Origin of the sequence: Rathayibacter sp. AY2B9, assembly GCF_002931595.1 — a bacterium.
GTDB lineage: Bacteria > Actinomycetota > Actinomycetes > Actinomycetales > Microbacteriaceae > Rathayibacter.
The window spans coordinates 386412-410804 of record NZ_PSUB01000001.1 but is presented as its reverse complement, the minus strand read 5'-3'; the positions used below and the strand labels follow the sequence as shown (position 1 = coordinate 410804).

Here is a 24393-nt window from a genome sequence, read left to right as displayed (position 1 = left end):
GCGGCTTCGTGCGGGCGGTGCCGATCGAGACGCCCTCCCGGCGCTCCTCGCGGAGCAGGGCTCAGGTGGCCTCGGAGTCGATCGGCGGCGGCGCGACGCTCGAGAGCGTGCCGGACGAGACGGAGCGCTGCATCGTCGTGTAGTAGCTGTCCTGCGCGGAGCCGGTGCCGCCCGGCACGACCGGAGCGGCGACAGCGGTGGGCGGCTTCACGGTGGGGGCCGGATCGTCCTCGAGCAGGGCGTCGCGGATGATGCGGCGGGGATCATACTGGCGCGGGTCGAGCTTCTTCCAGTCGACGTCGTTGAACTCGTCGCCCATCTCGTCCTTGACGCGCTCCCGGGCCTGCGTGGCGAATCCGCGCACCTTGCGCACGAGCTGCCCGAGCTGGGCGGCGTAGTGCGGGAGGCGGTCGGGACCCAGCACGAAGACGGCGATGACCCCGATGATGAGGAGCTTGTCGAACGTCAGACCGAACACGAGGACAACACTAACCCGCCGCGCCTCCCTCGCGGAGCCCGCGCGCCACCGTACCCTGACGATGCCCGGGCGCGATCCGCCCGGTGCACCGATCAGAGGAGCGCCCCCGTGTCCGACAAGGATGCCAACTGGAAGTACGCCGAGGACGCGGTCGTCGAGTCGGAGGCCATCGCCTCGGCCCGCCGGCTCTCGGTCGAGCTGGGCATCGACGCCGTCTCCCCCTCGATCGGCGCGCAGGCCGCGCTGGTCGCCGCCGCGGCGCGCGCGACCTCCATCATCGAGATCGGCACCGGCACCGGAGTGAGCGGCCTGTGGCTGCTCGACGGCGCCCCCGAGGCGATGCTCACCTCGATCGACTCCGAGGCGGTGCACCAGCAGCACGCGCGCGCCCAGTTCCACGAGGCGGGCATCTCGCCCAACCGGCTCCGGCTCATCCCGGGCCGCGCCCTCGAGGTGCTGCCCCGGATGAACGAGAACTCCTACGACATCGTCTTCGTCGACGGCGATCCGCTGCAGGTCATCGAGAACGTCGAGCACGCGCTGCGGCTCGTCCGTCCGGGCGGGACGGTCCTCGTCCCCCACGCGCTCTGGCGCGGACGCGTGGCCAACCCCGCGCAGCGCGACGAGATCGCGACGGCGTTCCGCACGCTGGTGGCCGAGGTCTGCGCCTCCCCCGCCGTGGTCAGCGTGCTCTCGCCGATCGGCGACGGCCTGCTGCAGGCCAACAAGCGCCGCGCCTGACGAGCGCGGCCGACCGAGGACAGACGGAACGCCCGCCGCACGGTGTGCGGCGGGCGTTCACGACGGTGCGGATCAGGCGGGAGACACCACCGACGCGAGCGCGTCGTGCAGCTCTTTCGCCTCTGCATCGTTGACCGAGACGACGAGGCGTCCGCCTCCTTCGAGCGGAACGCGCACGACGATGAGTCGGCCCTCCTTAACAGCCTCCATCGGTCCGTCTCCGGTCCTCGGCTTCATGGCCGCCATAGAGTTCCCCTTTCGTGACGTATCCCCCTATTATCGTGCATCCGCGGGGGTGTTCCGAACCGCGCCCGGAAGTCGGGCGTCAGCCGATCACGGCGGGGACCAGTCGCCGGGGGTGAACACCCAGCACAGCAGCACCCAGACGATCTGCCCGACGATCGATGCGGCCACCACGAACACCCTCAGGAGGGTCGACCGCGGCACCGCGAGCGCCCCGGCCAGCGGGAACATCGGCATCAGGATGCGGAACGTGCTCGACTGCGGGTAGAAGAACGCGAAGAGGTAGATCGCGTAGCCGCCGACCCAGAGCCGCGAGAAGACGTCGAGGCTGCGCGTGGCCCGCGAGAACAGGATCGCCAGGAATCCGAGCACCACCACGACGGTGATGCCCATGCCCGTGATCGGCGAGCCGAACCAGAGGCCTCCCCACCAGCCCCCGCCGGCGAACCAGGAGGTGAAGGGGATGAGCTCGCCCTCGCCGATGAAGACGCTGCGCCAGGCGAGCTCGGTGTCGGTGTACGCGGTGAAGGAGCCGGTGACCGCCCAGGCGATGAGCAGCCAGGCGAACCCCACCGCGAGGGACCAGACCGTGAGGGAGACCGTGAAGGCGAACTCCCGGCGGGCGAACGGCTCAGTGCCGCGCACGTGCCGCCAGACGCGGTAGAGGAAGTAGAGGCCCGTCATCGCCGCGATCGCGAGACCGCTCGGGCGCAGGAGCCCCACGACCAGCACGACGGGGAACGTCCAGATCCACTTGCGGCGCACCAGCAGGAGGAGCAGCACGGCCGTCAGGAGGATGCCGCCGGACTCCGCGTAGCCGATCTGCAGGATCGGGGACGTCGGAGCGACGCAGAAGAAGACGATCCCCATCAGCGCCTGGCCCTCGCTGAGCGAGACGCGGAACAGCCGGTAGATCACCAGGCACGCCGCTGCACTGCAGACCAGGGCGACGAGCACCGCCGCGTTCGCCCAGTCGAGCCCGGTGATGTTCATCAGGCCGCGGACGGTGAACGGGTAGACGGGCATGAACGCCCAGGGGTTCTGCTCCACGGCTCCGGACGGCGAGAGCGGCAGGACCGACGGGTACCCCGTCATCCCGATCCGCTCGTACCAGCCGCCGTCCCACGTCGTCGCGAACCGGACGTAGGTGTCGCGGAGTCCCGTCCACTCGACGCCCTGACGCACGGCGCCGACCCGGAGCATGATCACGGTCGTGACGACCCGCGACACGGCGAAGACCAGGAGCACCTGGATCCACCACGGGATCCTCCGGAGCAGACCCCAGCGGGAGCGGGACGGAGAGGCGTCCTCCGTCTCCGGCGCGGTCGCGGTGGCGCTCACGCGAGCGGCCCGCGGTCCGTCGAGGAGGCGGTCGTCAGCGGGGAGCGGGCGGGTGTCGCCGCGGCTCGCCGGCGGGTCGGCCGGAGGAGGGGCGACGCGTGTCGCGGCTCACCGGCTGGCGTGAGGGGAGACATTCCGACGAGCATACCCGTGCGGGAGTCGGGAGTCCCCGGAGGAGCACCGCGCCGGGCGGGCGCGCACCACGATCACGGCGGGGTCCAGTCCGATCCGGCGACGGCCCAGCAGATCGAGATCCAGACGATCTGGCCGCCGATCCCGAGCAGGACCAGCGCGACGCGGAAGACCGGCGAGCGCGGCACCGCCAGCGCTCCGACGAGCGGGAACATCGGGCCCAGCAGCCGGAAGGTGCTCGACTGCGGGAAGAAGAACGCCAGCAGGTAGACGCCGTACCCGGCGACCCAGGCCCGGCTGAAGAGATCGAGCCGCCGTGTCCACGGTGCGGCGAGGATCCCGACGAACGCCGCCAGCAGGAGCACCACCAGCACGACGCCGACGGCCGGAGCACCGAACCACCACGAGCCCCACCAGGCGCCGCCCTGGAACCACGGGGTCAGCGGGAGCAGCTCCTGGTAGCCGATGTAGACCGCACGCCACGCCAGCTCGGTGTCGGTGTACGCGGTCATCGACCCGGTGACGGCCCACGCCACGGCGGGCCAGAGGAAGCCGACCACGAGCCCCCACGCCGTCAGGCCCACAGCCGGCAGCCACTCCGACCGAGGGAACGGCTCCGTGCGGCGCCGGACGAACCGGTAGACGACGTACAGGCCGAGCGCGGCGGCGAAGGCGAGCCCGCTCGGCCGGGTCAGGCCCAGCAGCAGCACGACGGGCACGACCGCGAGCCAGCGCCGCCGCACCAGGAGGAGGAGCGTGACCGCGGTCAGCAGCATCGCCATCGACTCCGCGTAGGCGAGCTGCATCAGCGGCGAGGTCGGCGCCACGCAGAACAGCAGCACCGCCGTCAGCGACTGCGATTCGCCGAGGGAGTGCCGGAAGAGGCGGTACAGGACGAGGCAGGCTCCGGCTCCGCACAGGACGGAGACGGTCACGGCGGCCGGAGCCCAGGTGAGGCCGGTGACCGCCATCAGCGCCTTCACGACGCCCGGGTAGAGCGGCATGAAGGCCCAGGCGTTCTCCCCCACGTGCCCGTCCTGCGTGATCGGCAGGAAGCCGGGGTACCCGGTGGCCGCGATGATCTCGTACCAGCGGCCGTCCCACATCGACGCGAAGGCCGAGTAGGACGGGGAGGGTCCGGTCCACGGGTTCGCGAGCTGGTGCGCGGCGAACTGCAGCAGGATCACCGTCGTGACCACGCGGGTCGCGATGTACACCAGGAGGACCCGCGCCCACCACGGGACCAGGCGCAGGCGGAGGCGGACGGGGACGGCCGTGGCGGTCGCGCTCATGAGGACGCGGTCAGCCAGCGGCGGAGGCCCTCGGTGCACTCGGTGATCTCGTGCACCGCCACGCGCTCGTCGTCGGCGTGGGCCCGGAGCGGGTCGCCCGGTCCGTAGTTGACAGCCGGGATGCCCATGGCGGAGAACCGCGCGACGTCGGTCCAGCCGTACTTGGGCTTCGCCTCGGCTCCGACGGCGGAGAGGAAGGCCTGGGCCAGAGGTGCGTCCAGCCCCGGGCGGGCGCCCTCGGCCAGATCGTCCACCGTCACCTCGAACCCCTCGAAGAGCTCCTCGAGGTGGGCGAGCGCCTCCTCCCCGGACCGGTCGGGGGCGAAGCGGTAGTTGACCTGCACCGTGCAGAGGTCCGGGATCACGTTGCCCGCGACCCCGCCGGTGACGCGCACGGCGTTGACGCCCTCGCGGTACACGAGGCCCTCGACCTCGACCTCGCGCGGCACGTAGGCGGCGAGGCGGTCGAGGATCGGCGCGGCCGCGTGGATCGCGTTCTCGCCGACCCAGCTGCGGGCGGAGTGGGCGCGGACGCCGCGGGTGACCACGTCGACCCGGAGCGTCCCGTTGCAGCCGCCCTCCACTGCTCCGCTCGTCGGCTCGCCGAGCACCGCGAAGTCGGCGGAGAAGAGGTCGGGGCGGTGCCGGGAGAGGCGGCCGAGGCCGTTGAGGTCCGCTGCGACCTCCTCGTTGTCGTACCACATCCAGGTGATGTCGACGGCCGGATCGGAGAGCTCGGCGGCGAGGACGAGCTGCACCGCCACTCCGGCCTTCATGTCGACGGTCCCGCGGCCGACCAGGTGCTCGACGCCGTCGATCGTCTCGGCGACGACGGGCAGGTTGCCGTTGACCGGCACCGTGTCGAGGTGCCCGGCGATCACGACGCGCTGGGCGAGGCCGAGGTTCGTCCGCGCCACGACGGTGTGGCCGTCGCGGATGACCTCGAGGTGGTCGTACTGCTCGAGCGCCCACTGCACCGCGTCCGCGATCTCGAGCTCGTCGCCCGAGACGGAGGGGATGTCGCAGAGGATCCGCGTCAGGGCGACCGGATCGGTGCGCAGATCGAGCGGAGGGGCGGTGGTCGGATCGGCCATGCGCCCCAGGGTAGCGGCCGGACGCTCCGCGCTACCCTGATCGGCATGACCCTCGAGCACTCCGCAGACTCCTCCGCGCCCGCCTCCGCCTGGGGATACGGGCTCGCCACCGTGGCCGCCGACGGCACCGTCCTCGACACCTGGTTCCCGGAGCCGCGCCTCGGCACCATCCCGGCCGGCCGCGACCCCTGGATCGTGCCGGCGGAGTTCGAGGAGCAGGCCGGCGAGGATCCGCGCCGCGAGGTCCGCATCGACGTGGTCACGCTGCAGATCGACGTGCAGGCGCCGCCCGCCTCCACGTCCGACGCCTACCTGCGGCTGCACCTGCTCTCGCACCTCCTGGTCCGCCCGAACGAGGTGAACCTCGACGGCGTCTTCGCCCACCTGCCGAACGTGGTGTGGACGAACGCCGGTCCGGTCTCGCCGGAGTCGTTCACCCGCCTGCGCCCCTCGCTCCGGCGCCACGGCATCCAGGCCACCGGGATCGACAAGTTCCCGCGGCTGACCGACTACGTCACCCCCGCGAAGGTGCGCATCGCGGACACCTCGCGCGTCCGCCTCGGGGCGCACCTGGCACCCGGCACGACGGTGATGCACGAGGGCTTCGTCAACTTCAACGCCGGGACCCTCGGCAGCTCGATGGTCGAGGGGCGCATCTCGCAGGGCGTCGTGGTCGGCGACGGCTCGGACATCGGCGGCGGCGCGTCCATCATGGGCACCCTCTCGGGCGGAGGAGTGCAGCGCGTCTCGATCGGCGCGCGGGCGCTGCTGGGTGCGAACTCGGGCATCGGCATCTCCCTCGGCGACGACACCGTCGTCGAGGCCGGCCTCTACGTGACCGCCGGCACCAAGGTCGTCGTGGTCGGCGGAGCGCCGCGCGCCGACGGCGCCCCGCAGACCGTGAAGGCCGTGCAGCTCTCGGGCGTGCCGAACCTGCTCTTCCGCCGCAACTCACTCACCGGAGCTGTCGAGGTCCTCCCCCGCACCGGCGCCGGCATCGAGCTGAACGCCGCCCTGCACGCCTGAGGACGGGCGTCCGGCGCCGCCGGGCCCAGCAGGCGGCACCCCGGGACGAACCGTGCTGATCGAGTCCGCGGCGACCACGCCGCTCCGCGTCCCGCCTCGAAGAAGAGGTTCGAGTCTCGGACGGCTGACGAGAGGCGGGTGCGCCGCACGGCGAGAGCCCGCCCCCCGGCGGGGACGGGCTCTCGGGGACCGGTCAGCGGTCGTTCGGCCAGTGGCGCTCGGGCGAGCCCATGTAGAGCTGCTGCGGGCGGCCGATCTTGGTCTGCTTGTCGGTGTTCATCTCACGCCAGTGGGCGATCCAGCCGGGCAGGCGGCCGATCGCGAAGAGCACGGTGAACATCCGGGTAGGGAAGCCCATCGCCTTGTAGATGACGCCCGTGTAGAAGTCGACGTTCGGGTAGAGGCGCCGCTCCTTGAAGTAGTCGTCCTCGAGAGCGAGGGCCTCGAGCTCCATCGCGATGTCGAGCAGCGGGTCCTTCACGCCGAGGGCCTGCAGGACCTCGGAGGCGCTCTCCTTGACCAGCTTCGCGCGCGGGTCGTAGTTCTTGTACACCCGGTGGCCGAAGCCCATCAGGCGCACGCCCTCCTCCTTGTTCTTCACCCGCTCGACGAACGTCGACACGCTCTCGCCCGACTCGCGGATCCGGCCGAGCATGGTGAGCACCGCCTCGTTCGCTCCGCCGTGCAGAGGGCCGAACAGGGCGTTGATGCCGGCCGAGACGGAGGCGTAGAGGTTCGCCTCGGTGGAGCCGACGAGGCGGACGGTCGACGTCGACGCGTTCTGCTCGTGGTCCTCGTGGAGGATCAGGAGGCGGTCGAGCGCCTTCGAGAGCACCGGGTCGACCTGGTACTGCTCGGCCATCGTTCCGAAGTTGAGGCGGAGGAAGTTGTCGACGAAGCTCAGCGAGTTGTCCGGGTAGAGGAACGCCTGGCCGATCGCCTTCTTGTGGGCGTACGCCGCCATCACGGGCAGCTTCGCCAGGAGGCGGATCGTGGTGAGCTCCACCGCCTCCGGATCCTTCGGGTTGGAGCTGTCCTCGTAGTACGTCGACAGGGCCGAGACTCCGGCCGAGAGCACCGACATGGGGTGCGCGCTGTGCGGGAGCGCGTCGAAGAAGCGCTTGAGGTCCTCGTGGAGGAGCGTGTGGCGGCGGATGCGCTCGTCGAAGCCCGCGAGCTCGTCGGCCGTCGGCAGCTCGCCGTAGATGAGGAGCCAGGCCACCTCGAGGTAGGTCGCGTTGGTGGCCACCTCCTCGATCGGGTAGCCGCGGTAGCGGAGGATCCCCTGGTCGCCGTCGATGTAGGTGATCTGCGACTTGGTCGCCGCCGTGTTCACGAAGCCGTAGTCGAGCGACATGAAGCCGGTCTGCTTCGACAGGGTCGAGAAGTCGATGCTCGAGGAGCCGTCGACGCTGCGCAGGACCGGGAAGTCCGCGGTGCGGTCGCCGAAGGTGAGCGTGACCTTCTCGGGGAGCTCCTGCTCCGCCGGCGCGGGAGGCGGCGTCGTGGCGCTCCCGGTCGCGGGCTCCGTGGAGCCCACCGTCGCGGTTCGGTCGCTCTGCGTGCCGGATTCGGTCACAACGCCTCCCAGGTCGTCGCGGTCGCACCCCGGAAGCGCTCGCGCGGAGCGGGCGGCGCCGGGTCTGGATCGTGGTGCAGCCGGGGCCTCGCGAGGCGCCGTCGACCGAACCACATACAGCCTATGGGCAAAGCGGGGGCACTGTGACATCGCCCAGCGCTGGGGCCGGGGCCTTGTCGGAACCCGCCAGGATCGGCCGGGTCGAGCGCCTCAGAGGCCGCCGGACAGGCGCTCGACGGCCGCGTCGATCCGCTCGTCGGAGGCCGTCAGCGAGAGGCGCACGTGCTCGGGGAAGCCCTCCCCGTAGAAGACGCCGGGGCCCGCGAGGACGCCGAGGCGGGCGAGCCGGTCGACGGACTCCCAGGCCGGGCGGCCCTCGGTCGCCCACAGGTAGAGGCCGGCCTCGCTGCGGTCGATCCGGAAGCCCGCGGACTCGAGGGCGGGCCGGAGGCGGTCGCGGCGGGAGCGGTAGCGCTCCTTCTGCGCGGCGACGTGCTCGTCGTCGGCGAGGGCGACGATCATCGCCTCCTGCAGCGGACCGGGCACGATCATGCCCGCGTGCTTGCGGACGGTCACCAGGCGCGCGATCAGGTCCGCGTCCCCGGCGACGAAGGCGGCGCGGTAGCCGGCGAGGTTCGACTGCTTGCTCAGCGAGTAGACGCCGAGGACCCCGGTGCGGTCCTCCCCCACCACGCGCGGGTCGAGGACGCTCGGGATCGGCTCGTCGGCCCAGCGGCCGTCCCAGCCGAGCTCGGCGTAGCACTCGTCCCCCGCGATCACAGCGCCCAGCTCACGGGCACGCGCGACGGCGCGCTGCAGGGCGGGCACGTCGAGCACGGCGCCATCGGGGTTGCCGGGAGAGTTGAGCCAGACCAGGCGGGTCGTCACAGGCCACTCGGCGGGGTCGTCGGAGGCGAGCGCCTCGGCGCCGGCGATCGCCGCGCCCATCGCGTACGTCGGGTAGGCGGCGCGCGGATGCACGACCACGTCCCCCTCCCCGAGTCCGAGGAGGAAGGGCAGCCAGGCGACGAGCTCCTTGGAGCCGATCGTCGGCAGGACCTCGTCGATCCCGAGGCCCTCGACTCCGCGCCGCCGCGCGTACCAGGCGGCGATCGCCTCGCGCAGAGCGGGGGTGCCCACGGTCGTGGGGTACGCGTGCGAGTCCGTCGCGCGGGCGAGCGCGTCGCGGATCGGGGCAGGCGTCGGGTCCACCGGCGAGCCGATCGACAGGTCGACGATCCCGCCGGGGTGCTCCGCCGCCGTGCGGGCGAAGGGCGCCATCAGGTCCCAGGGGTAGTCGGGCAGCGCGCCGAGGGCCATGGGAGCGGCCTCAGTGGCTCTGCGGAGGCAGCGCCGCGATGACCGGGTGGTCCTTCGCGATCACGCCGACCTTGGCGGCTCCGCCCGGGGAGCCGATCTCGTCGAAGAACTCGACGTTGGCCTTGTAGTAGTCGGACCACTCCTCGGGGAGGTCGTCCTCGTAGTAGATCGCCTCGACGGGGCAGACCGGCTCGCAGGCACCGCAGTCGACGCACTCGTCCGGGTGGATGTAGAGCGAGCGCTCGCCTTCGTAGATGCAGTCGACCGGGCACTCGTCGATGCAGGCGCGGTCTTTGACATCGACGCACGGAAGTGCGATCACGTAGGTCACGGTGCTCCAGGTCCCTTCGAACAGTGTCTCTATCGTACGGGGGCCGACGGGGCGTCGGCGTCCGCCGGCCGCGGGGCGGCGGCGGGAGCGGCCGCCCGCAGCCGCGGCCAGGCGATCACGACGAGGGCGATGAGGGCGGGGAGGAAGGTCCAGGCCACGCCGAGGCCGTTCGCCGGGACGAGGACGGATCCGCCCGTGCTGCGCAGGGCGAGCAGCCCGATCATCCCGAGCAGGCCCATCGCGGTGCAGAACGCGACGAACCGGTCGATGAGCACGAGGCGCAGCCCGAGCAGGAGCAGCAGCACGCCGGCGAGGGAGGCGGCGAGGCCGACCGGGAGGACGACACCGCCGACCGACACGGTGCTCTGATGGGCGACGGTCGTGATCGCTCCGACCACCGCGCCGACCAGGACTCCGGCGACGCCCGACAGCACCCGCGATCCCAGCGTCGGACGCTCCTCCGGCAGCGGCGCCGGACGCCCCGCCTGCGCGACCGGGCGGAAGCGCTCGATGCGGCCGATGGGGAACGGCGGACCGCTCGAGAGCCGGGCCTCGTCGCCCTCGACCACCAGCTGCGTCGCGTGCGCCTCGAGGGCCGCGCGCTTGCGGGCGTGGTCCTCGGCGGACAGCTCGATCACGACGTCCCCGGGGAGGGGCGGGGCCGCGTCGGGGAGGACGGCGAGGAAGCGCAGGCCCAGCAGCTCGGCGGCGCGCTCGGCGACCCGGGCGGTGCGGACGTGGTCCGGGTGGCCGTAGCCGCCGCCCGCGTCGTAGGACAGCACGACGCCCGCGTCGACCTGCCGGAGGACGGCGACGAGATCCGCCACCTCCTCGTCCTCGGGCGCGGCGGTGAAGGACGCGGGATGCACCGGCTCGAGCGGCACCGGGACGCGGCCGGGCCCCCACTGCATGCCGGAGTCCCGGTAGACGCGCGGAGCGAGGCCGGGTGCGCGGGCGCCGGCCTCGCCGAGGAAGCGGTGGTCGGCGACGCCGAGGGCCGTCAGGGCGACGACGAGCTCGGTCGTCCGGTGCGCGGCCAGCTCGGCCGAGCCCTCGAGCGGAGCGAGGTCCTCGGGGATGACCTCGCCGCACTCGCCCCGCGTGGCGGTGACGACGGTGACGGAGGCGCCCTGCGCCACCAGCCGCGCCAGGGTCCCGCCCATGGTGATCGTCTCGTCGTCGGGGTGGGCGTGCACCGCCACCACCCGCTCCGCTGCTGCGTCCCGGCCCGCGTCCACTCTCCGCCTCTCGTCCTGCGCGGCCTCCGCTGCGGGCGCTTCTGGACAGCGACCGGGCAGCGGACTACAGTCGACCCGGGTTAGGCAAGGCTTACCGAACAACGGAGCCCCGCCGACCGGATCGACTCGGGGCGGGAGTCGCCCCCTCCTCGTCCACCATCGACCAAGAGAACACGCGTGCTCGCAAACTACCTCATCGGCCTCCGCGAAGGCCTCGAAGCCGGCCTCGTGGTCGGCATCCTCGTGGCCTACCTGACCAAGCTCGGCCGGCGCGACGTGCTGCCGCGGCTCTGGACCGGCATCGCCGCCGCGATCGCGATCTCGCTCGTCACCGGTGCGATCCTCACCTGGGGCCCCTCGACCCTGTCGTTCCAGGCTCAGGAGCTCATCGGCGGCGGCCTCTCGATCCTCGCGGTCGGCCTGGTCACCTGGATGATCTTCTGGATGGGCGCGAACGCCCGCAGCCTCAAGGGCGACCTCGAGTCCCGGCTCGACGGCGCCGTCGCGGGTTCGGCCCTCGGCATCGTGGTCCTCGGCTTCATCAGCGTCGGCCGCGAGGGCATCGAGACGGCGCTCTTCGTCTGGGCGAGCGTGTCCTCGAGCAGTGCGGGGTCGGGATCCAGCGCGTGGGTCGGCACGGTCGGCGCGCTGCTGGGCATCCTCAGCTCGGTCGTCATCGCGTACCTGATCTTCCGGGGCTTCGTCCGGATCGACCTCGGGCGCTTCTTCACCTGGACGGGCGGCTTCCTCATCCTCGTCGCGGCCGGCGTCCTCTCCTACGGCGTCGGCGACCTGCAGGAGGCGTCGCTCCTGCCCGGCTGGGGCACCCCGCTGTTCTCGCTCGGCCCGATCCTCCCGCCGCCCGTGACCGCGGTGGTCGGCGGCCTCTTCAACTACACGCCCGAGCCGACCGCTCTGCAGTTCGCCGCCTGGCTGCTCTACCTCGTCGTCGTCGGTGCCCTGTTCGTCCGCCAGGTCCGCCTGCGCGGCCCGCGACGGGGCAGCGCGGCCCCGGTCGCCGCTCCCGCTCCCACCTCCGTCTGACCCGCTCCGGCACCGCCGGCGCACTCGCCCCGATCCAGGAGAAGCATGTCCTCGCGCGCTCGTCCCACCCTCCCCCGCGTCACCCTCGGCCTCGCCGGAGCCGGCGCCCTGGCGCTGATCCTCACGGGCTGCGTGCCGAACACCCCCGCGTCCTCCTCCTCCGCCGCGCTCGACGTCGCGATCAGGGACGACGCCTGCGAGGTGTCGACGGCGACCGCCGAGGCGGGAGCGGTGACGTTCTCACTGACCAACGGCGGCTCGGACGTCAACGAGTTCGAGATCCTGGCCGAGGACAAGCTGCGGATCGTGGGCGAGAAGGAGAACGTGACCCCGGGTCAGAGCGTCTCCTACGTCGCTCAGCTCGAGCCGGGCACCTACTACACCGCCTGCAAGTTCCAGCAGGTCGGCGCCCCGGTCGGGCTGAGCGAGTTCACCGTGACCGGTGAGGCCACCGCGCAGTCGGCGGACGAGAAGGCGGCGACGGAGGCGGCGGTCACCAACTACGTGGCGTACGTGAAGTCGCAGGTGGGCGAGCTGCTCCCCGCGGTCGCCGAGTTCGCGCAGGCCTACGAGGCAGGCGACGACGAGAAGGCGCGCGGCCTCTTCGCGTCGACCCGCGTCTTCTACGAACGGATCGAGCCGACCGCGGAGGCGTTCGGCGACCTCGACCCGCGCATCGACTACCGCGAGGTCGACGCCGTCGCCGAGGGCCTGGACTGGACCGGCTTCCACCGCATCGAGAAGGACCTGTGGGCCCCCGCGGAGGGTGCCCTCAACTCCGACGGCACGAGCGCGCTCCTCGACTGGGCGCCCTCCACCCCCGAGCAGCGCGCCCAGTTCGGCCAGGGCCTCGTCGACGACGTGCAGAGCCTGGCCGACCTCGTGAACGCGTCCGGCTTCACCGTCTCGGTGGGCGACATCTCGAACGGCGCCATCGGCCTGCTCGACGAGGTCGCGGCCGGCAAGATCACGGGCGAGGAGGACTGGTGGTCGAGCACTGACCTCACCGACTTCGCCGCGAACGTCCAGGGCGCGGAGGTGGCGTTCGGCAACGTCGAGCCGATCGCGACCGCCAGCGGCGACGAGGGCGCCGACCTCACCGGACGGATCACGCAGCGGTTCTCCGAGCTCGACGCTCTGCTCGCGCAGTACGGCTCGATCGACTCCGGCTTCGCCGCGTACTCCACTCTCACCGCGGAGCAGAAGAAGGAGCTCTCGGACGCGGTCAACGCTCTCTCCGAGCCGCTCTCGCAGCTGACCCACACGGTGCTGGGCGTCGAGGAGCCGACCGCATAGTGGACGCCGAGCAGCACGAGGGAGCCCGGCCGACGGAGTCCGAGCAGCCCGCCGACGAACCCCGCCGCCTCTCGCGGCGCGGGCTGCTCGGCCTCGTCTCGGCGGGGACGGCCGGGCTGGCCGCCGGAGTGGGCGGCACGGTGGCCGTCACGTCGTCCGCGAGCGCGACGGCCTCCTCCGCCCCGCGCACCGTGCCGTTCTTCGGCGCGAACCAGGCGGGCATCACCACCGCCGCGCAGGACCGGCTGCACTTCGCCGCGTTCGACCTCGCCGCGGGCACCACGCGCGAGGACCTCGTCGAGCTCCTGAAGGACTGGACGCTCGCCGCCTCGCGGATGACCCAGGGCCTCGAGGTCGGCGAGACCGGCGCGGTGGACGGGCCGGACACGGCTCCCCCGGAGGACACCGGGGAGGCGCTCGGGCTCGACGCCGCGTCGCTCACCGTCACGGTCGGCTTCGGACCCACCCTCTTCACGGACGAGTCCGGCGCCGACCGCTTCGGCCTCGCCGACCGCCGGCCTCCGCAGCTGCAGGCCCTGCCCCGCTTCCGCGGCGACGCGCTCGTCCCGTCGGCCGGCGGCGGCGACCTCTGCATCCAGGCCTGCGCCGACGATCCGCAGGTCGCCGTGCACGCCATCCGCAACCTGAGCCGGATCGCGTTCGGCCGGGCCTCGCTCCGCTGGTCGCAGCTCGGCTTCGGCCGCACCTCCTCGACGTCCACCGCCCAGGCGACTCCGCGCAACCTGTTCGGCTTCAAGGACGGCACGGCGAACGTGAAGTCCGAGGAGGCCGACGCCGTAGAAGAGCACGTCTGGGTCCCCTCCTCCGACGGCCCCGCGTGGATGGTCGGCGGCAGCTACCTGGTCGCGCGGAAGATCCGGATGATCATCGAGACGTGGGACCGCAGCCAGCTGGGCGAGCAGGAGCGGGTCATCGGCCGCAGCAAGGGGTCCGGAGCCCCGCTCTCGGGCGGCACGGAGTCCACCGAGCCCGACTTCGCAGCGGCCGGCGCCACCGGTGCCCCGCTGATCGATCAGGAGTCGCACGTGCGCCTCGCGCACCCGAGCGTGAACAACGGAGTGCGGCTCCTGCGGCGCGGCTACAACTTCGTCGACGGCAACGACGAGCTCGGACGCCTGAACGCCGGGCTGTTCTTCCTCTCGTTCCAGCGCTCCCCGGAGCAGTTCGTCACCGTGCAGCGGAACCTCGCGACGGACGCGCTGAACGAGTACGTGAAGCACGTCGGCTCGGCCGTGTTCGCGGTGCCGCCCGGTGCTCGCGACGAGACCGACTTCCTCGGCTCCGGCCTCTTCGCCTGATCCCTGAGAGGACCCGCACTCCGTCCCAGGATCCGGCGGGCGCACTCCACGGCGCGCCGGAGCCTGCGCCCGTAGCGTCGTCGGCGATGTCCGGGAACAGTGCGAGAAGCGGCCTGACCAAGCGCGAGCGCCAGGAGCTCGCCCGAGCGCAGGCGCGGGAGCGCCGCGAAGCCGAGAGGCGCCGGCGGCGCCGGAACCGGCTGCTCGGGCAGGGCGGAGCGGTCGTCGGGCTCCTCGCGGTCGTGGCCCTGGTCTGCTGGAACGTCTGGTCGCAGCAGGAGGTCGCGAGCGCCGGCCCGGCGAACATGCTCAGCGACGGCATCGTCCTCGCGGGCGACGGCTCGGCCGTGACGGCGACGACGACCGCGGCGATCGCTCCGGGAGCCTCCCCCGTCCCGACCGACGAGAGCGCCACGCGGGCGGGCGGAGTCGTCGCCGTCGACCTCTACGTCGACTACCTCTGCCCGTACTGCGGGCAGTTCGAGAAGGCGAACGCCGAGCAGCTGCAGTCGTGGTTGACGAAGGGGGCGATCACGCTCGAGATCCACCCGGTGGCGATCCTCGACTCCTCCTCGGCCGGCTCCGAGTACTCCAGCCGGGCCGCGAACGCCGCGGCGTGCGTCGCCGACGAGGATCCGGACCGCTTCCTCGCCGTGAACGCGGCGCTCTTCGCGCAGCAGCCGGCGGAGGGGACGACGGGCCTCGACGACGACGCTCTGCGGGCGCTGGTGACCGGAGCGGGCGTCACCGACGACGACGTCCTCGCCTGCATGACCGCGGGCGAGTTCCGGCCCTGGGTGAAGGCCGCGACCGAGCGGGCCACCTCGCTCCCCCTCGCGAACTCCTCGCTGCCGACGCTCGAGTCGACGCCCACCGTGCTGGTGAACGGCGAGCAGTACACGGGGAAGCCGGACGACGCGGCGGCGTTCGTCTCCTTCGTCACCTCGACGCTCGAGGCGGAGTCCTCGACCCCCTCTCCCTCTCCGAGTCCGGCGGGCTGATCCGGACCGCGAGGGACGGGATCGGCGCTGCACGCTGCAGCACCGGGCGGAGACGACGAGACCGGCCGGAGCATCGCTCCGGCCGGTCTCGTCGTAGGCGGGCGCCGAGGCGCCCGGGGCTCAGCCCTGCTTCTTGAGGCGGCTCGTCATGCGCGCGCGGGCGTTAGCATCGAGCTCCACCTTGCGGATGCGGACGACCTCGGGGGTGACCTCGACGCACTCGTCCTCGCGGGCGAACTCGAGGCACTCCTCGAGCGTCAGCTGACGCGACGGCGTCATCGACTCGAAGGTGTCGGAGGTGGACTGACGCATGTTGGTCAGCTTCTTCTCCTTGGTGATGTTGACGTCCATGTCGTCGTTGCGCGAGTTCTCGCCGATCACCATGCCCTCGTAGACCTCCTCGGTGGGGTTCACGAAGAAGGTCATCCGCTCCTGGAGCGCGATGATGGCGAACGGGGTGACGACGCCGTTGCGGTCCGCGACGATCGACCCGTTGTTGCGGGTGACGATCGCGCCGGCCCACGGCTCGTAGCCGTGCAGGATCGCGTTCGCGATACCGGTGCCGCGCGTGGTGGTGAGGAACTCGGTGCGGAAGCCGATCAGGCCGCGCGACGGGACGATGAACTCCATGCGGACCCAGCCGGTGCCGTGGTTCGACATGCCGTCCATGCGGCCCTTGCGGGCGGCGAGGAGCTGCGTGATCGCGCCGAGGTACTCCTCCGGGGCGTCGATCGTGAGGTGCTCGAAGGGCTCGTGCGTCTTGCCGTCGACCTGGCGGGTGACCACCTGGGGCTTGCCGACGGTCAGCTCGTAGCCCTCGCGGCGCATCTGCTCGACGAGGATGGCCAGCGCGAGCTCGCCGCGGCCCTGGACCTCCCACGAGTCGGGGCGTCCGATGTCGACGATCTTGAGCGACACGTTTCCGATGAGCTCGCGGTCGAGGCGGTCCTTGACCATGCGCGCCGTGAGCTTGTGGCCCTTCACCTTGCCGACGAGCGGCGAGGTGTTGGTGCCGATCGTCATCGAGATCGCCGGGTCGTCGACCGTGATGGCCGGCAGTGGGCGGATGTCCTCGGGGTCGGCGATGGTCTCGCCGATGGTGATCTCGGGGAAGCCCGCGATCGCGACGATGTCGCCGGGGCCCGCGGACTCGGCCGGGTAGCGGTCGAGCGCCTTCGTGATCAGCAGCTCGGTGATGCGCGCGTTGGTGTGGGTGCCGTCGTGGTGGACCCAGGCGACCGTCTGCCCCTTCTTGATCGTGCCGTTGAAGACGCGGAGGAGGGCGAGGCGGCCGAGGAACGGCGACGCGTCGAGGTTGGTGACGTGGGCCTGGAGGGGCGCGTCGTCGTCGTAGGTCGGCGCGGGGATGTGCTTGAGGATCGCCTCGAACAGCGGCTCCAGGTCCTCGGCGTCCGGCAGCGTGCCGTCCTCGGGCTTGTTCGCCGAGGCGCGGCCGGCCTTGCCGGAGGCGTAGACCACGGGGACGTCGAGGATCGCGTCGAGGTCGAGGTCCGGCACGTCGTCGGCCATGTCCGAGGCGAGGCCGAGGAGCAGGTCCTGGCTCTCGGCGACGACCTCGTCGATGCGCGCGTCGGGGCGGTCGGTCTTGTTGACCAGGAGGATGACGGGGAGCTTCGCCTCGAGCGCCTTGCGCAGCACGAAGCGGGTCTGGGGCAGCGGGCCCTCGGACGCGTCGACGAGGAGGCAGACGCCGTCGACCATCGACAGGCCGCGCTCGACCTCGCCGCCGAAGTCGGCGTGGCCCGGGGTGTCGATGACGTTGATGGTGATGGGACCGTCGCTCGCGTGCTTGCCGCTGTACGAGACAGCGGTGTTCTTCGCGAGGATCGTGATGCCCTTCTCGCGCTCGAGCTCGTTGGAGTCCATCGCGCGCTCGTCCACGTGGGCGTGCGCGTCGAAGGAGTTCGTCTGCTTGAGCATGGCGTCGACCAGCGTGGTCTTGCCATGGTCGACGTGGGCGACGATCGCGACGTTGCGCAGGTCGGAGCGGGTGGCACTTGCCATGGATACGGACTCGTCTCGTGTTCTCGTGCAAAAGGGGGACCATCCATCGTACCGCAGCGAGGCGTCCGCACGGCGAAGGGCCCCGGATCCCCGCTCCGGAGGGCTCCGAGGAGCGCTCCAGGCGGGGCCGGGGCCCAGGTGACGGTCGGTCAGACCGCGAACTCGATGCCGGCGCCGGGGATGGCGTCGAGCAGCTCGCGGGTGTACTCCTGCTGCGGCGAGTCGAACACGGTGTCCGTCGGGGCGTGCTCGACGATCCTGCCCTTCTGCATCACGCAGACGTCGTCGGCGATCACGCGGACCACCGCCAGGTCGTGCGTGATGAACAGGTAGGTCAGCCCGAGCTCGGCCTGCAGGTCGGCGAGGAGGCGGAGGATCTGCGCCTGGACGAGGACGTCCAGAGCCGACACGGCCTCGTCGAGCACCACGATCTCCGGCTTCAGCGCGAGCGCGCGGGCGATCGCCACGCGCTGGCGCTGGCCGCCGGAGAGCTCGTTCGGGTACCGGCTCGCGATCACGCGCGGGAGGGACACCTGGTCGAGCAGCTCGAGGACGCGCTCGCGCTGCGACGTCCGGTCGCCGACCTTGTGCACCCGCAGCGGCTCCGAGATGGTGTTGCCGATGTTGTGCAGCGGGTCGAGCGAGCCGTACGGGTCCTGGAACACCGGCTGCATGGAGCGCCGGAGCGCCAGCATGTCGCGGCCCTTGAGCTTCTCTGTCCGGCGACCGGCGATCGAGATCGCTCCGGACGTCGCCGTCTCGAGGCCCAGCACCAGGCGGGCGATCGTCGACTTGCCCGATCCGGACTCGCCCACGAGCGCCGTGGTGGTGCCCTTCGGGATCGAGAAAGACACGTTGTCGACGGCGGTGAAGTCCTCGGCCTTCAGGCCGCCGCGGCGGATCTTGAAGACCTTCGTGAGGCCGTCGACCTCGATCATCGGGGCGCCCGAGGCGACCGCGCCGGCGTGGTGCGCGGCGCCCGCGCCGACCAGGTCGACCTCGCGCACGGCCTCCGACTCGCCGGAGACCGACTCCACGGCCCGGCCGGCCGTCGACTGGATGCGGCGCGACGCGAGGCTGGGCGCCGCCGCGATCAGGCGCTGCGTGTAGGGGTGCTGCGGGTTCTGCAGCACCTCCACCGAGGCGCCGGACTCGACGATGCGGCCCTTGTACATGACGATGAGCTTCTCGGCGCGCTCGGCGGCGAGGCCCAGGTCGTGCGTGATGAAGAGCAGCGCGGTGCCGTCGGTCTTCGTCAGAGTCTCGAGGTGGTCGAGGATCCGGCGCTGGACCGTGACGTCGAGCGCCGAGGTGGGCTCGTCGGCGATCAGCAGCTGGGGAGCCGCGGCCAGGCCGATGCCGATCAGCACGCGCTGGCGCATGCCGCCCGAGAACTGGTGCGGGAACTGCTTGAGGCGCTTCTCCGCGTCGGCGAGGCCCGCGTTCTGCAGGACCTCGATCGCCTTGGCGCGCACCTCCTTGCGTCCGGTCGCGAGGCCGTTGGCCTTGATGGTCTCCTCGACCTGGAAGCCGACCGACCACACGGGGTTCAGGTTCGACATCGGGTCCTGCGGGACGTAGCCGATCCGGCGGCCGCGGATGTCCTCGAGCTCGGTCCTCGTCGCCTTCGCGAGGTCCTTGCCGTCGAACAGCACGGAGCCGGCGGTGACCTGGCCGGTGCCGGGGAGCAGGCCGATGATCGCGGCGGCGGTCGTCGACTTGCCGGAGCCCGACTCCCCCACGATCGCGACGGTCTGGCCGTGCTCGATCGTGAGGCTCACGCCGCGGAGGGCGGGGACCAGTCCCCTGCCGGTCTGGAAGCCGACCTCGAGGTCGGTGACCTCGAGCAGCGGCCCGTGCGGTGCGTTCGGTGTCGTGGCGGTCATCGGAGGGCCCTCGCCTTCGGGTCGAGCGCGTCGCGGAGCGATTCGCCGAGGAGGATGAAGCTCAGCACCGTGACCGTCAGGGCGATCGACGGGTAGATCAGCGTCTGCGGGTTGGTGCGCAGATCGCGCTGGGCCTGGCTGATGTCGTTGCCCCACGACATGACCGAGCCGGGCAGGCCGACGCCGAGGAACGACAGCGTCGCCTCCGCGGTGATGGCCGCGCCGAGCGAGATCGTCGTGACGACGATGACGGGAGCGATCGAGTTCGGCAGCACGTGCCGGAACAGGATCGCCATGCGGGAGAGGCCGGTCGCGGTGGCGGCGCCGACGAAGTCGGCCTGCTTCACGCGGAGGACCTCGGAGCGCAGGACGCGCGCCGTCGTCGGCCAGGCGAACGCGCCGATCGCCAGGGCGATGACGAACACGTTCCGGTAGGCCGAGAAGACGGACATGATGACGACCGCGGCGAGGATGTAGGGGATCGAGAAGAAGATGTCGCCGAGGCGCATGATCACGGTGTCGACCCAGCCGCCGAAGAAGCCGGCCAGAGCGCCGCCGATGACGCCGGAGACCGTCGTGATCACGATCACGATGAGGCCGACGGTCAGCGACGTGGACGTGCCGTGGATGATCCGCGAGAAGACGTCGCACCCCTGCTTGGTGTAGCCGAGCAGGCTGCCGTCGCCGGGGCCCTGGTTGCTGAACGAGAGCGCGCACTGGCGGGGGTCCACCGAGGTGAACAGGCCCGGGAACAGCGCGACGGCGATGATGACGAGGATCAGGACGCCCGAGATCCAGAACATGGGCCGCTTGCGCAGGTCGCGCCACGCGTCGGTCCAGAGGTTGCTGGGCTTCTCGTCGAGGCTGACGGCGTCGACCGACGCGATCGGCGTCTCCTCGAGCGGGGCCACGAAGTGGTCGATGCGGCGGGCCTTCTGCGCGCCGCCGGTGGACTCATTTGGCATAGCGGATCCTCGGGTCGAGTACGGCGTAGAGCAGGTCGACGAGGATGTTCACCACGAGGTAGAACAGCACCATGACCGTGACGAAGGAGACGACGGTCGGCCGCTCACCTCGGATGATCGCCTGATAGAGCGTGTTCCCGACTCCGGGAACGTTGAAGATGCCCTCGGTCACGGTCGCGCCGACGATCAGGAGGCCGAAGTCGGCTCCGAACTGCGTCGTGACCGGGATGAGCGAGTTGCGCAGGACGTGCACGGGGATGACGCGGCGTCGCGAGAGCCCCTTGCTGTACGCGGTGCGGACGAAGTCCGAGCCGGCCGTCTCGATGACCGAGCCGCGCGTGAGGCGGATGGCCGACGCGACCACGAACAGGGCGAGCACGATCGCGGGCAGCAGCAGCCTCTGGAACGACGCGTCGGCTCCGACGGTCGGAGGGAACCATCCCAGCTGGATCGCGAAGAAGGACTGCGCGATGAAGCAGAGCACGAAGATCGGCACCGACACGAGCAGGAGGCTGACGACCAGGGCGCTCGCGTCGAAGAAGCTGCCCTTGCGCAGACCGCTGATGAGGCCGATGGTCAGCGCGACGACGATCTCGATGACGATCGCCATCATGGCGAGCGTCAGGGTGACCGGGAAGGTGCGGGCGAGGATCTCGTTGACGGACTGGCCGGAGAACGAGATGCCGAAGTCGCCGCGGACGACGCCTCCCAGGTAGTACAGGTACTGGACGAAGAAGGGCTCGTTCAGGTGGTATTGCTCCTCGAGGCGGGCGAGGAGTGCGGGGCTCGGCGTCTTGTCGCCGAAGAGCGACAGGAGCGGGTTCCCCGGCATGGAGAAGACCATGAAGTAGATGAGGAACGTGGTGCCGATGAGCACGGGGACGGCTTGCAGGATGCGTCGGACGATGTAGGCGAGCATGTCAGCCCAGCCGGTTCCGGAGTCGCATGGATGGGGACCTCATTCGATTGTGACCGAAACAGGGCGCTCCGCCCGTGCCGTGACCTGGTGGCCGACGGCACGGGCGAAGCGCCCCAGTGGTTCGAGCTTAGTTCTTGGTGATCTCGTAGTAGAGCGGCACCGAGTTCCAGCCGAACTCGACGTTCGACACGCCCTCGCCGTAGCCGCCGGTCACGTTCGCGTACCACAGGGGCAGCGACGGGAGGTCCTTCAGGAGGATCTCCTGGGCCTGCTGGAACGTCTTGTTCGCAGCGTCGGCGTCGGCGTCCGACAGGCCCTGCTGGAGCAGGGTGTCGAACTCGGGGTTCGAGTAGTCGCCGTCGTTGGACGAGGCGCCGGTCACGTAGAGCGGTCCGAGGAAGTTGTAGAGGCTCGGGTAGTCGGCCTGCCATCCGGTCCGGAACGCGGTCTCGATGGAGCGGTCGACGATCTTGGTGCGCGCCTCGGCGAAGGTCGGGTACGCGTCGCCCTCGGCGTCGATGCCCAGCGTGTTCTTGATCGAGTTGGTCACCGCGTCGACCCAGCCCTGGTGGCCGCCGTCGGCGTTGTAGGCGATCTTGAAGGTGCCGTCCCAGGGGCTGATCGCGTCGGCCTGAGCCCACAGCGCCTTGGCCTCGTCGGGGTTGTACTCGAGCACGTCGGCGCCGGAGAGGGCGTCGCTGTAGCCGTCGATCACCGGGGAGGTGAAGTCGGAGGCCGGGGTGCGGGTGCCCTCGAAGATCACGTCGGTGATCTCCTTGCGGTCGAAGGACATCGAGATCGCCTGGCGGCGGAGCTGGCCCTCCTCGCCGTCGAAGTGCGGGAGACGGCCCGGGATGGTGAAGGACTGGAACACGGCCGAGGGCTGGTTCACGGCGCGGTCGCCGAGGTCGCTCTCGAAGGTGCCGAAGGCGGAGTCCGGGATCTGGTCGATCACGTCGACGTTGCCGCCGAGGAGGTCGGCGTAGGAGGCGTCCTGGGTGGCGTAGAAGACGATCTTCAGGCCGCCGTTCTGGGCCTCGCGGGGGCCGGTGTACTCGTCGTTCTTGACGAGCTCGATCTGGACGTCGTGCTGCCACGCGTCGTCGCCGTCGAGCTTGTACGGGCCGTTGCCGATCGGGTTCTCACCGAAGGCGGCCATGTCGTCGAACGCGGCGGCGGGCAGCGGGTAGTACGCCGAGTAGCCGAGGCTGATCGGGAAGTCCGACTGCGGGGACTTGAGCGCGACGGTGAAGGTGGTGTCGTCCACGGCCTTGAGGCCGGTGAGCTCGCTGTCCTCGGTGTCGCTGAAGCCCTCGAAGTTCGAGAAGAACGACGCGCTGAGTTGGTTGTTCGACAGCTTGGCGCCGTAGTTCCAGGCGTCGATGAACGAGGTGGAGGTGACCGGGTCGCCGTTCGTGAAGGTCAGGCCCGACTTGATTTTGATCGTGTAGTTCTGCGCGTCGTCCGACTCGATGGACTCGGCGACGTCGTTCTCGGGGGCGCCCTTGGCGTCGTAGTAGACCAGGCCCGCGAAGATCTCGTCGAGGATCTTGCCGCCGCCCACCTCGTTGGTGTTCGTCGGGATCAGCGGGTTCTGCGGCTCGGAGCCGTTCGTGGAGATGATCGCGGCGGCGTCGCCTCCCGATGCACCTCCGCCCGAGTCGTTCGAGCTGCTGCAGCCGGCCAGGACCAGCGTGCTCGCGGCGACGAGCGCCAGAGCCCCGAATCCGTAACGTCTGATGTTCACTATTCCTCCAGTGATGTGGGGGCGCGCGAGAAGTGGTTTCCCTGACGCGTGGAGTGCCGTGCGCGTGGCGACGGCGGCGGCGCACGAGACTGGTGGCCGTCGCGCGGATGCCTTCAACGAGACTATGTATTCGCCCGCTATCTGCACAAAAGCATGTGGCAACCGTTACACAGCGGTAACCGGGAGGTGGAATCCTTGCGCTGTTCTGCACGAAACGTGCGTACCGGGCGGCCGTCGCGCAACACATCGACTTCAGAGGAGACGCACGGAGTGTCCACCGACCTGTCAGGATCCGCGCCCGGACGGCGCCGGATCCGCATCGAGATCCTGCTGGTCCTCGGGCTCTCGCTGGGCGCCTCCGCGGTCTACTCGGTGGTCTCCATCGCCAACCGGCTCACCCGCTCGACCGCACTGGCCGACCAGACCGCGACGATCAACGGCGCCCTCAGCGACCGCCCGGGCTTCGACCTCGTCTACCAGCTGCTCGCGCTCTTCTTCGACCTGGTGCCGGTGGCCCTCTGCGCGTTCCTGCTCTGGCAGAGCTCGGGCCGTCCGCTCGGGCGCCTGGGGCTCGACCTGCGCCGGCCGTTCGCGGACCTGGGGACCGGGACCGTCCTCGCGGTGGCGATCGGCGCGCCGGGCATCGCGCTGTACGCCGTCGGACGCGCGCTGGGCATCACCGTGGCGGTGGTGGCCTCGCCGCTGGACGCGTACTGGTGGACGGTGCCGGTGCTCGTGCTCTCCGCGATCCGGGCGGGAGTGCAGGAGGAGGTCGTCGTGATCGGGTACCTCTTCGCCCGCCTGGGCGATCTGGGCTGGGGGCGGTGGCGGATCCTGGTGACCAGTGCGCTGCTCCGGGGCAGCTACCACCTGTACCAGGGCATCGGGCCCTTCATCGGGAACGTGGTCATGGGCCTGGTGTTCGGACTGTTCTACCAGCGCTTCGGACGCACCCTGCCCCTGGTGATCGCCCACTCGATCATCGACATCGTCTCGTTCGTCGGCTACCCGCTGGCCGTCGCCCTCTGGCCCGAGCTGTTCGCGCCGCCGGCTCCGCGGCCGTGACGACGGACTGATCGCATCCGAGGAGCCGCAGGACCGCGCCGCGCTCGACGGCGGCTCTCAGGAGCCGGGGCGTGACACCCGCACGATGGAGCCGCTCGCTCGTCGCGACTCCGTCGAGCCCTGCCAGCACCTCCACCACGCGTTCCCCACGGTCGGGCTCCCTCGTGCATCGGGATCGCCGTGCGCCGTTCCCCCCGGATCGGGAGGACTGCGACCCACTCCGCGCCTGTGCGGGACCGCCGGTATCCGCAGCCGAGGGTGGGAGATGACAGGACAGGCTCGAGGCTCCGTTCCTGCTCTCTCACCCTCGG

Annotated in this window: 21 protein-coding genes; 7 read left to right on the top strand and 14 right to left on the bottom strand. The window is 71.1% G+C overall.

The annotated features are described in order from the left end of the window. Window positions 1-61: 61 nt before the first annotated feature. Window positions 62-478 (bottom strand): twin-arginine translocase TatA/TatE family subunit, encoded by a 417-nt coding sequence (locus C5C25_RS01960; RefSeq protein WP_146076468.1) that lies wholly within the window; start codon window positions 476-478, stop codon window positions 62-64. A 108-nt stretch (window positions 479-586) separates the two neighbouring features. On the opposite strand from C5C25_RS01960, the gene C5C25_RS01955 reads away from it, so the two are divergent. Further along, on the top strand, window positions 587-1219 hold the full coding sequence (locus tag C5C25_RS01955) for an O-methyltransferase (protein ID WP_104222989.1): 633 nt from the start codon (window positions 587-589) through the stop codon (window positions 1217-1219). Window positions 1220-1291: 72 nt separating this feature from the next. On the opposite strand, the gene C5C25_RS01950 is transcribed toward C5C25_RS01955, so the two are convergent. From C5C25_RS01950 to dapE, 4 genes are all read right to left on the bottom strand, one after another. Then, complete coding sequence (locus C5C25_RS01950) at window positions 1292-1465, bottom strand: DUF3117 domain-containing protein (protein ID WP_068208299.1); 174 nt, start codon at window positions 1463-1465, stop codon at window positions 1292-1294. A gap of 87 nt (window positions 1466-1552) precedes the next feature. Then, a complete protein-coding gene (locus C5C25_RS01945; RefSeq protein WP_104249556.1) occupies window positions 1553-2803 on the bottom strand; it encodes a hypothetical protein in 1251 nt (416 codons plus the stop codon). Between the two features lie 206 nt (window positions 2804-3009). Continuing rightward, complete coding sequence (locus C5C25_RS01940; RefSeq protein WP_258066599.1) at window positions 3010-4227, bottom strand: hypothetical protein; 1218 nt, start codon at window positions 4225-4227, stop codon at window positions 3010-3012. Continuing rightward, window positions 4224-5321: a succinyl-diaminopimelate desuccinylase gene (gene dapE / locus C5C25_RS01935; RefSeq protein WP_104249555.1), complete on the bottom strand. Its 1098-nt coding sequence runs from the start codon at window positions 5319-5321 to the stop codon at window positions 4224-4226. Before dapE ends, C5C25_RS01940 begins: the two co-directional genes overlap by 4 nt. Before the next feature lie 45 nt (window positions 5322-5366). Between dapE and dapD the strand changes: the two genes are divergently transcribed. Further along, the gene (gene dapD / locus C5C25_RS01930; RefSeq protein WP_104232738.1) at window positions 5367-6347 is read left to right on the top strand and encodes a 2,3,4,5-tetrahydropyridine-2,6-dicarboxylate N-succinyltransferase; all 981 of its coding nucleotides are present in this window, start codon (window positions 5367-5369) and stop codon (window positions 6345-6347) included. A gap of 193 nt (window positions 6348-6540) precedes the next feature. Here the strand turns inward: dapD and C5C25_RS01925 are convergent, their stop codons facing one another. The 4 genes from C5C25_RS01925 to C5C25_RS01910 all read right to left on the bottom strand — a co-directional run bounded on the left by C5C25_RS01925 (window position 6541) and on the right by C5C25_RS01910 (window position 10815). Continuing rightward, window positions 6541-7926 (bottom strand): citrate synthase, encoded by a 1386-nt coding sequence (locus tag C5C25_RS01925; RefSeq protein ID WP_258069311.1) that lies wholly within the window; start codon window positions 7924-7926, stop codon window positions 6541-6543. Window positions 7927-8136: 210 nt separating this feature from the next. Next, a complete protein-coding gene (dapC, locus tag C5C25_RS01920; protein ID WP_104249554.1) occupies window positions 8137-9246 on the bottom strand; it encodes a succinyldiaminopimelate transaminase in 1110 nt (369 codons plus the stop codon). Window positions 9247-9256: 10 nt separating this feature from the next. Further along, entirely contained in the window at window positions 9257-9577 is a 321-nt protein-coding gene (fdxA, locus tag C5C25_RS01915) for a ferredoxin (RefSeq protein WP_104222984.1), read from the bottom strand. A gap of 29 nt (window positions 9578-9606) precedes the next feature. Next, on the bottom strand, window positions 9607-10815 hold the full coding sequence (locus tag C5C25_RS01910) for a PIG-L family deacetylase (protein WP_146076874.1): 1209 nt from the start codon (window positions 10813-10815) through the stop codon (window positions 9607-9609). A 177-nt stretch (window positions 10816-10992) separates the two neighbouring features. Here C5C25_RS01910 and efeU point away from each other — a divergent pair, with 177 nt between their 5' ends. The 4 genes from efeU (at window position 10993) to C5C25_RS01890 (ending at window position 15475) form a co-directional block, all read left to right on the top strand. Then, window positions 10993-11859: an iron uptake transporter permease EfeU gene (efeU, locus tag C5C25_RS01905; protein ID WP_104232741.1), complete on the top strand. Its 867-nt coding sequence runs from the start codon at window positions 10993-10995 to the stop codon at window positions 11857-11859. Window positions 11860-11904: 45 nt separating this feature from the next. Continuing rightward, window positions 11905-13155, top strand: coding sequence for an iron uptake system protein EfeO (efeO, locus tag C5C25_RS01900; RefSeq protein WP_104249553.1), 1251 nt, complete (start codon window positions 11905-11907; stop codon window positions 13153-13155). Continuing rightward, window positions 13155-14474, top strand: a complete 1320-nt coding sequence (gene efeB / locus C5C25_RS01895; RefSeq protein WP_104249552.1) for an iron uptake transporter deferrochelatase/peroxidase subunit — start codon at window positions 13155-13157, stop codon at window positions 14472-14474. Before efeO ends, efeB begins: the two co-directional genes overlap by 1 nt. A gap of 86 nt (window positions 14475-14560) precedes the next feature. After that, window positions 14561-15475, top strand: coding sequence for a thioredoxin domain-containing protein (locus tag C5C25_RS01890; RefSeq protein WP_104249551.1), 915 nt, complete (start codon window positions 14561-14563; stop codon window positions 15473-15475). Window positions 15476-15595: 120 nt separating this feature from the next. On the opposite strand, the gene typA is transcribed toward C5C25_RS01890, so the two are convergent. The 5 genes from typA to C5C25_RS01865 all read right to left on the bottom strand — a co-directional run bounded on the left by typA (window position 15596) and on the right by C5C25_RS01865 (window position 23017). After that, window positions 15596-17500, bottom strand: a complete 1905-nt coding sequence (typA, locus tag C5C25_RS01885) for a translational GTPase TypA (RefSeq protein WP_104222978.1) — start codon at window positions 17498-17500, stop codon at window positions 15596-15598. Between the two features lie 149 nt (window positions 17501-17649). Then, window positions 17650-19386, bottom strand: a complete 1737-nt coding sequence (locus tag C5C25_RS01880) for an ABC transporter ATP-binding protein (RefSeq protein ID WP_104249550.1) — start codon at window positions 19384-19386, stop codon at window positions 17650-17652. Further along, window positions 19383-20351, bottom strand: coding sequence for an ABC transporter permease (locus C5C25_RS01875; protein ID WP_104222976.1), 969 nt, complete (start codon window positions 20349-20351; stop codon window positions 19383-19385). The genes C5C25_RS01880 and C5C25_RS01875 overlap by 4 nt, the downstream gene beginning before the upstream one ends. Continuing rightward, entirely contained in the window at window positions 20341-21270 is a 930-nt protein-coding gene (locus C5C25_RS01870) for an ABC transporter permease (protein ID WP_104222975.1), read from the bottom strand. The genes C5C25_RS01875 and C5C25_RS01870 overlap by 11 nt, the downstream gene beginning before the upstream one ends. 127 nt (window positions 21271-21397) lie before the next feature. Beyond that, complete coding sequence (locus tag C5C25_RS01865) at window positions 21398-23017, bottom strand: ABC transporter substrate-binding protein (RefSeq protein WP_104249549.1); 1620 nt, start codon at window positions 23015-23017, stop codon at window positions 21398-21400. Window positions 23018-23287: 270 nt separating this feature from the next. On the opposite strand from C5C25_RS01865, the gene C5C25_RS01860 reads away from it, so the two are divergent. Beyond that, complete coding sequence (locus tag C5C25_RS01860; protein WP_258065360.1) at window positions 23288-24082, top strand: CPBP family intramembrane glutamic endopeptidase; 795 nt, start codon at window positions 23288-23290, stop codon at window positions 24080-24082. The last annotated feature ends 311 nt before the right edge of the window (window positions 24083-24393 follow it).

Coding starts and splice junctions, on each gene's coding strand:
- dapC (WP_104249554.1), bottom strand. CDS start 9,246: ATGGCCCTCGGCGCGCTGCCCGACTACCCCTGGGACCTGATGGCGCCC.
- C5C25_RS01950 (WP_068208299.1), bottom strand. CDS start 1,465: ATGGCGGCCATGAAGCCGAGGACCGGAGACGGACCGATGGAGGCTGTT.
- C5C25_RS01940 (WP_258066599.1), bottom strand. CDS start 4,227: ATGAGCGCGACCGCCACGGCCGTCCCCGTCCGCCTCCGCCTGCGCCTG.
- C5C25_RS01875 (WP_104222976.1), bottom strand. CDS start 20,351: ATGCCAAATGAGTCCACCGGCGGCGCGCAGAAGGCCCGCCGCATCGAC.
- C5C25_RS01870 (WP_104222975.1), bottom strand. CDS start 21,270: ATGCTCGCCTACATCGTCCGACGCATCCTGCAAGCCGTCCCCGTGCTC.
- typA (WP_104222978.1), bottom strand. CDS start 17,500: ATGGCAAGTGCCACCCGCTCCGACCTGCGCAACGTCGCGATCGTCGCC.
- dapD (WP_104232738.1), top strand. CDS start 5,367: ATGACCCTCGAGCACTCCGCAGACTCCTCCGCGCCCGCCTCCGCCTGG.
- C5C25_RS01890 (WP_104249551.1), top strand. CDS start 14,561: ATGTCCGGGAACAGTGCGAGAAGCGGCCTGACCAAGCGCGAGCGCCAG.
- efeO (WP_104249553.1), top strand. CDS start 11,905: ATGTCCTCGCGCGCTCGTCCCACCCTCCCCCGCGTCACCCTCGGCCTC.
- C5C25_RS01880 (WP_104249550.1), bottom strand. CDS start 19,386: ATGACCGCCACGACACCGAACGCACCGCACGGGCCGCTGCTCGAGGTC.
- dapE (WP_104249555.1), bottom strand. CDS start 5,321: ATGGCCGATCCGACCACCGCCCCTCCGCTCGATCTGCGCACCGATCCG.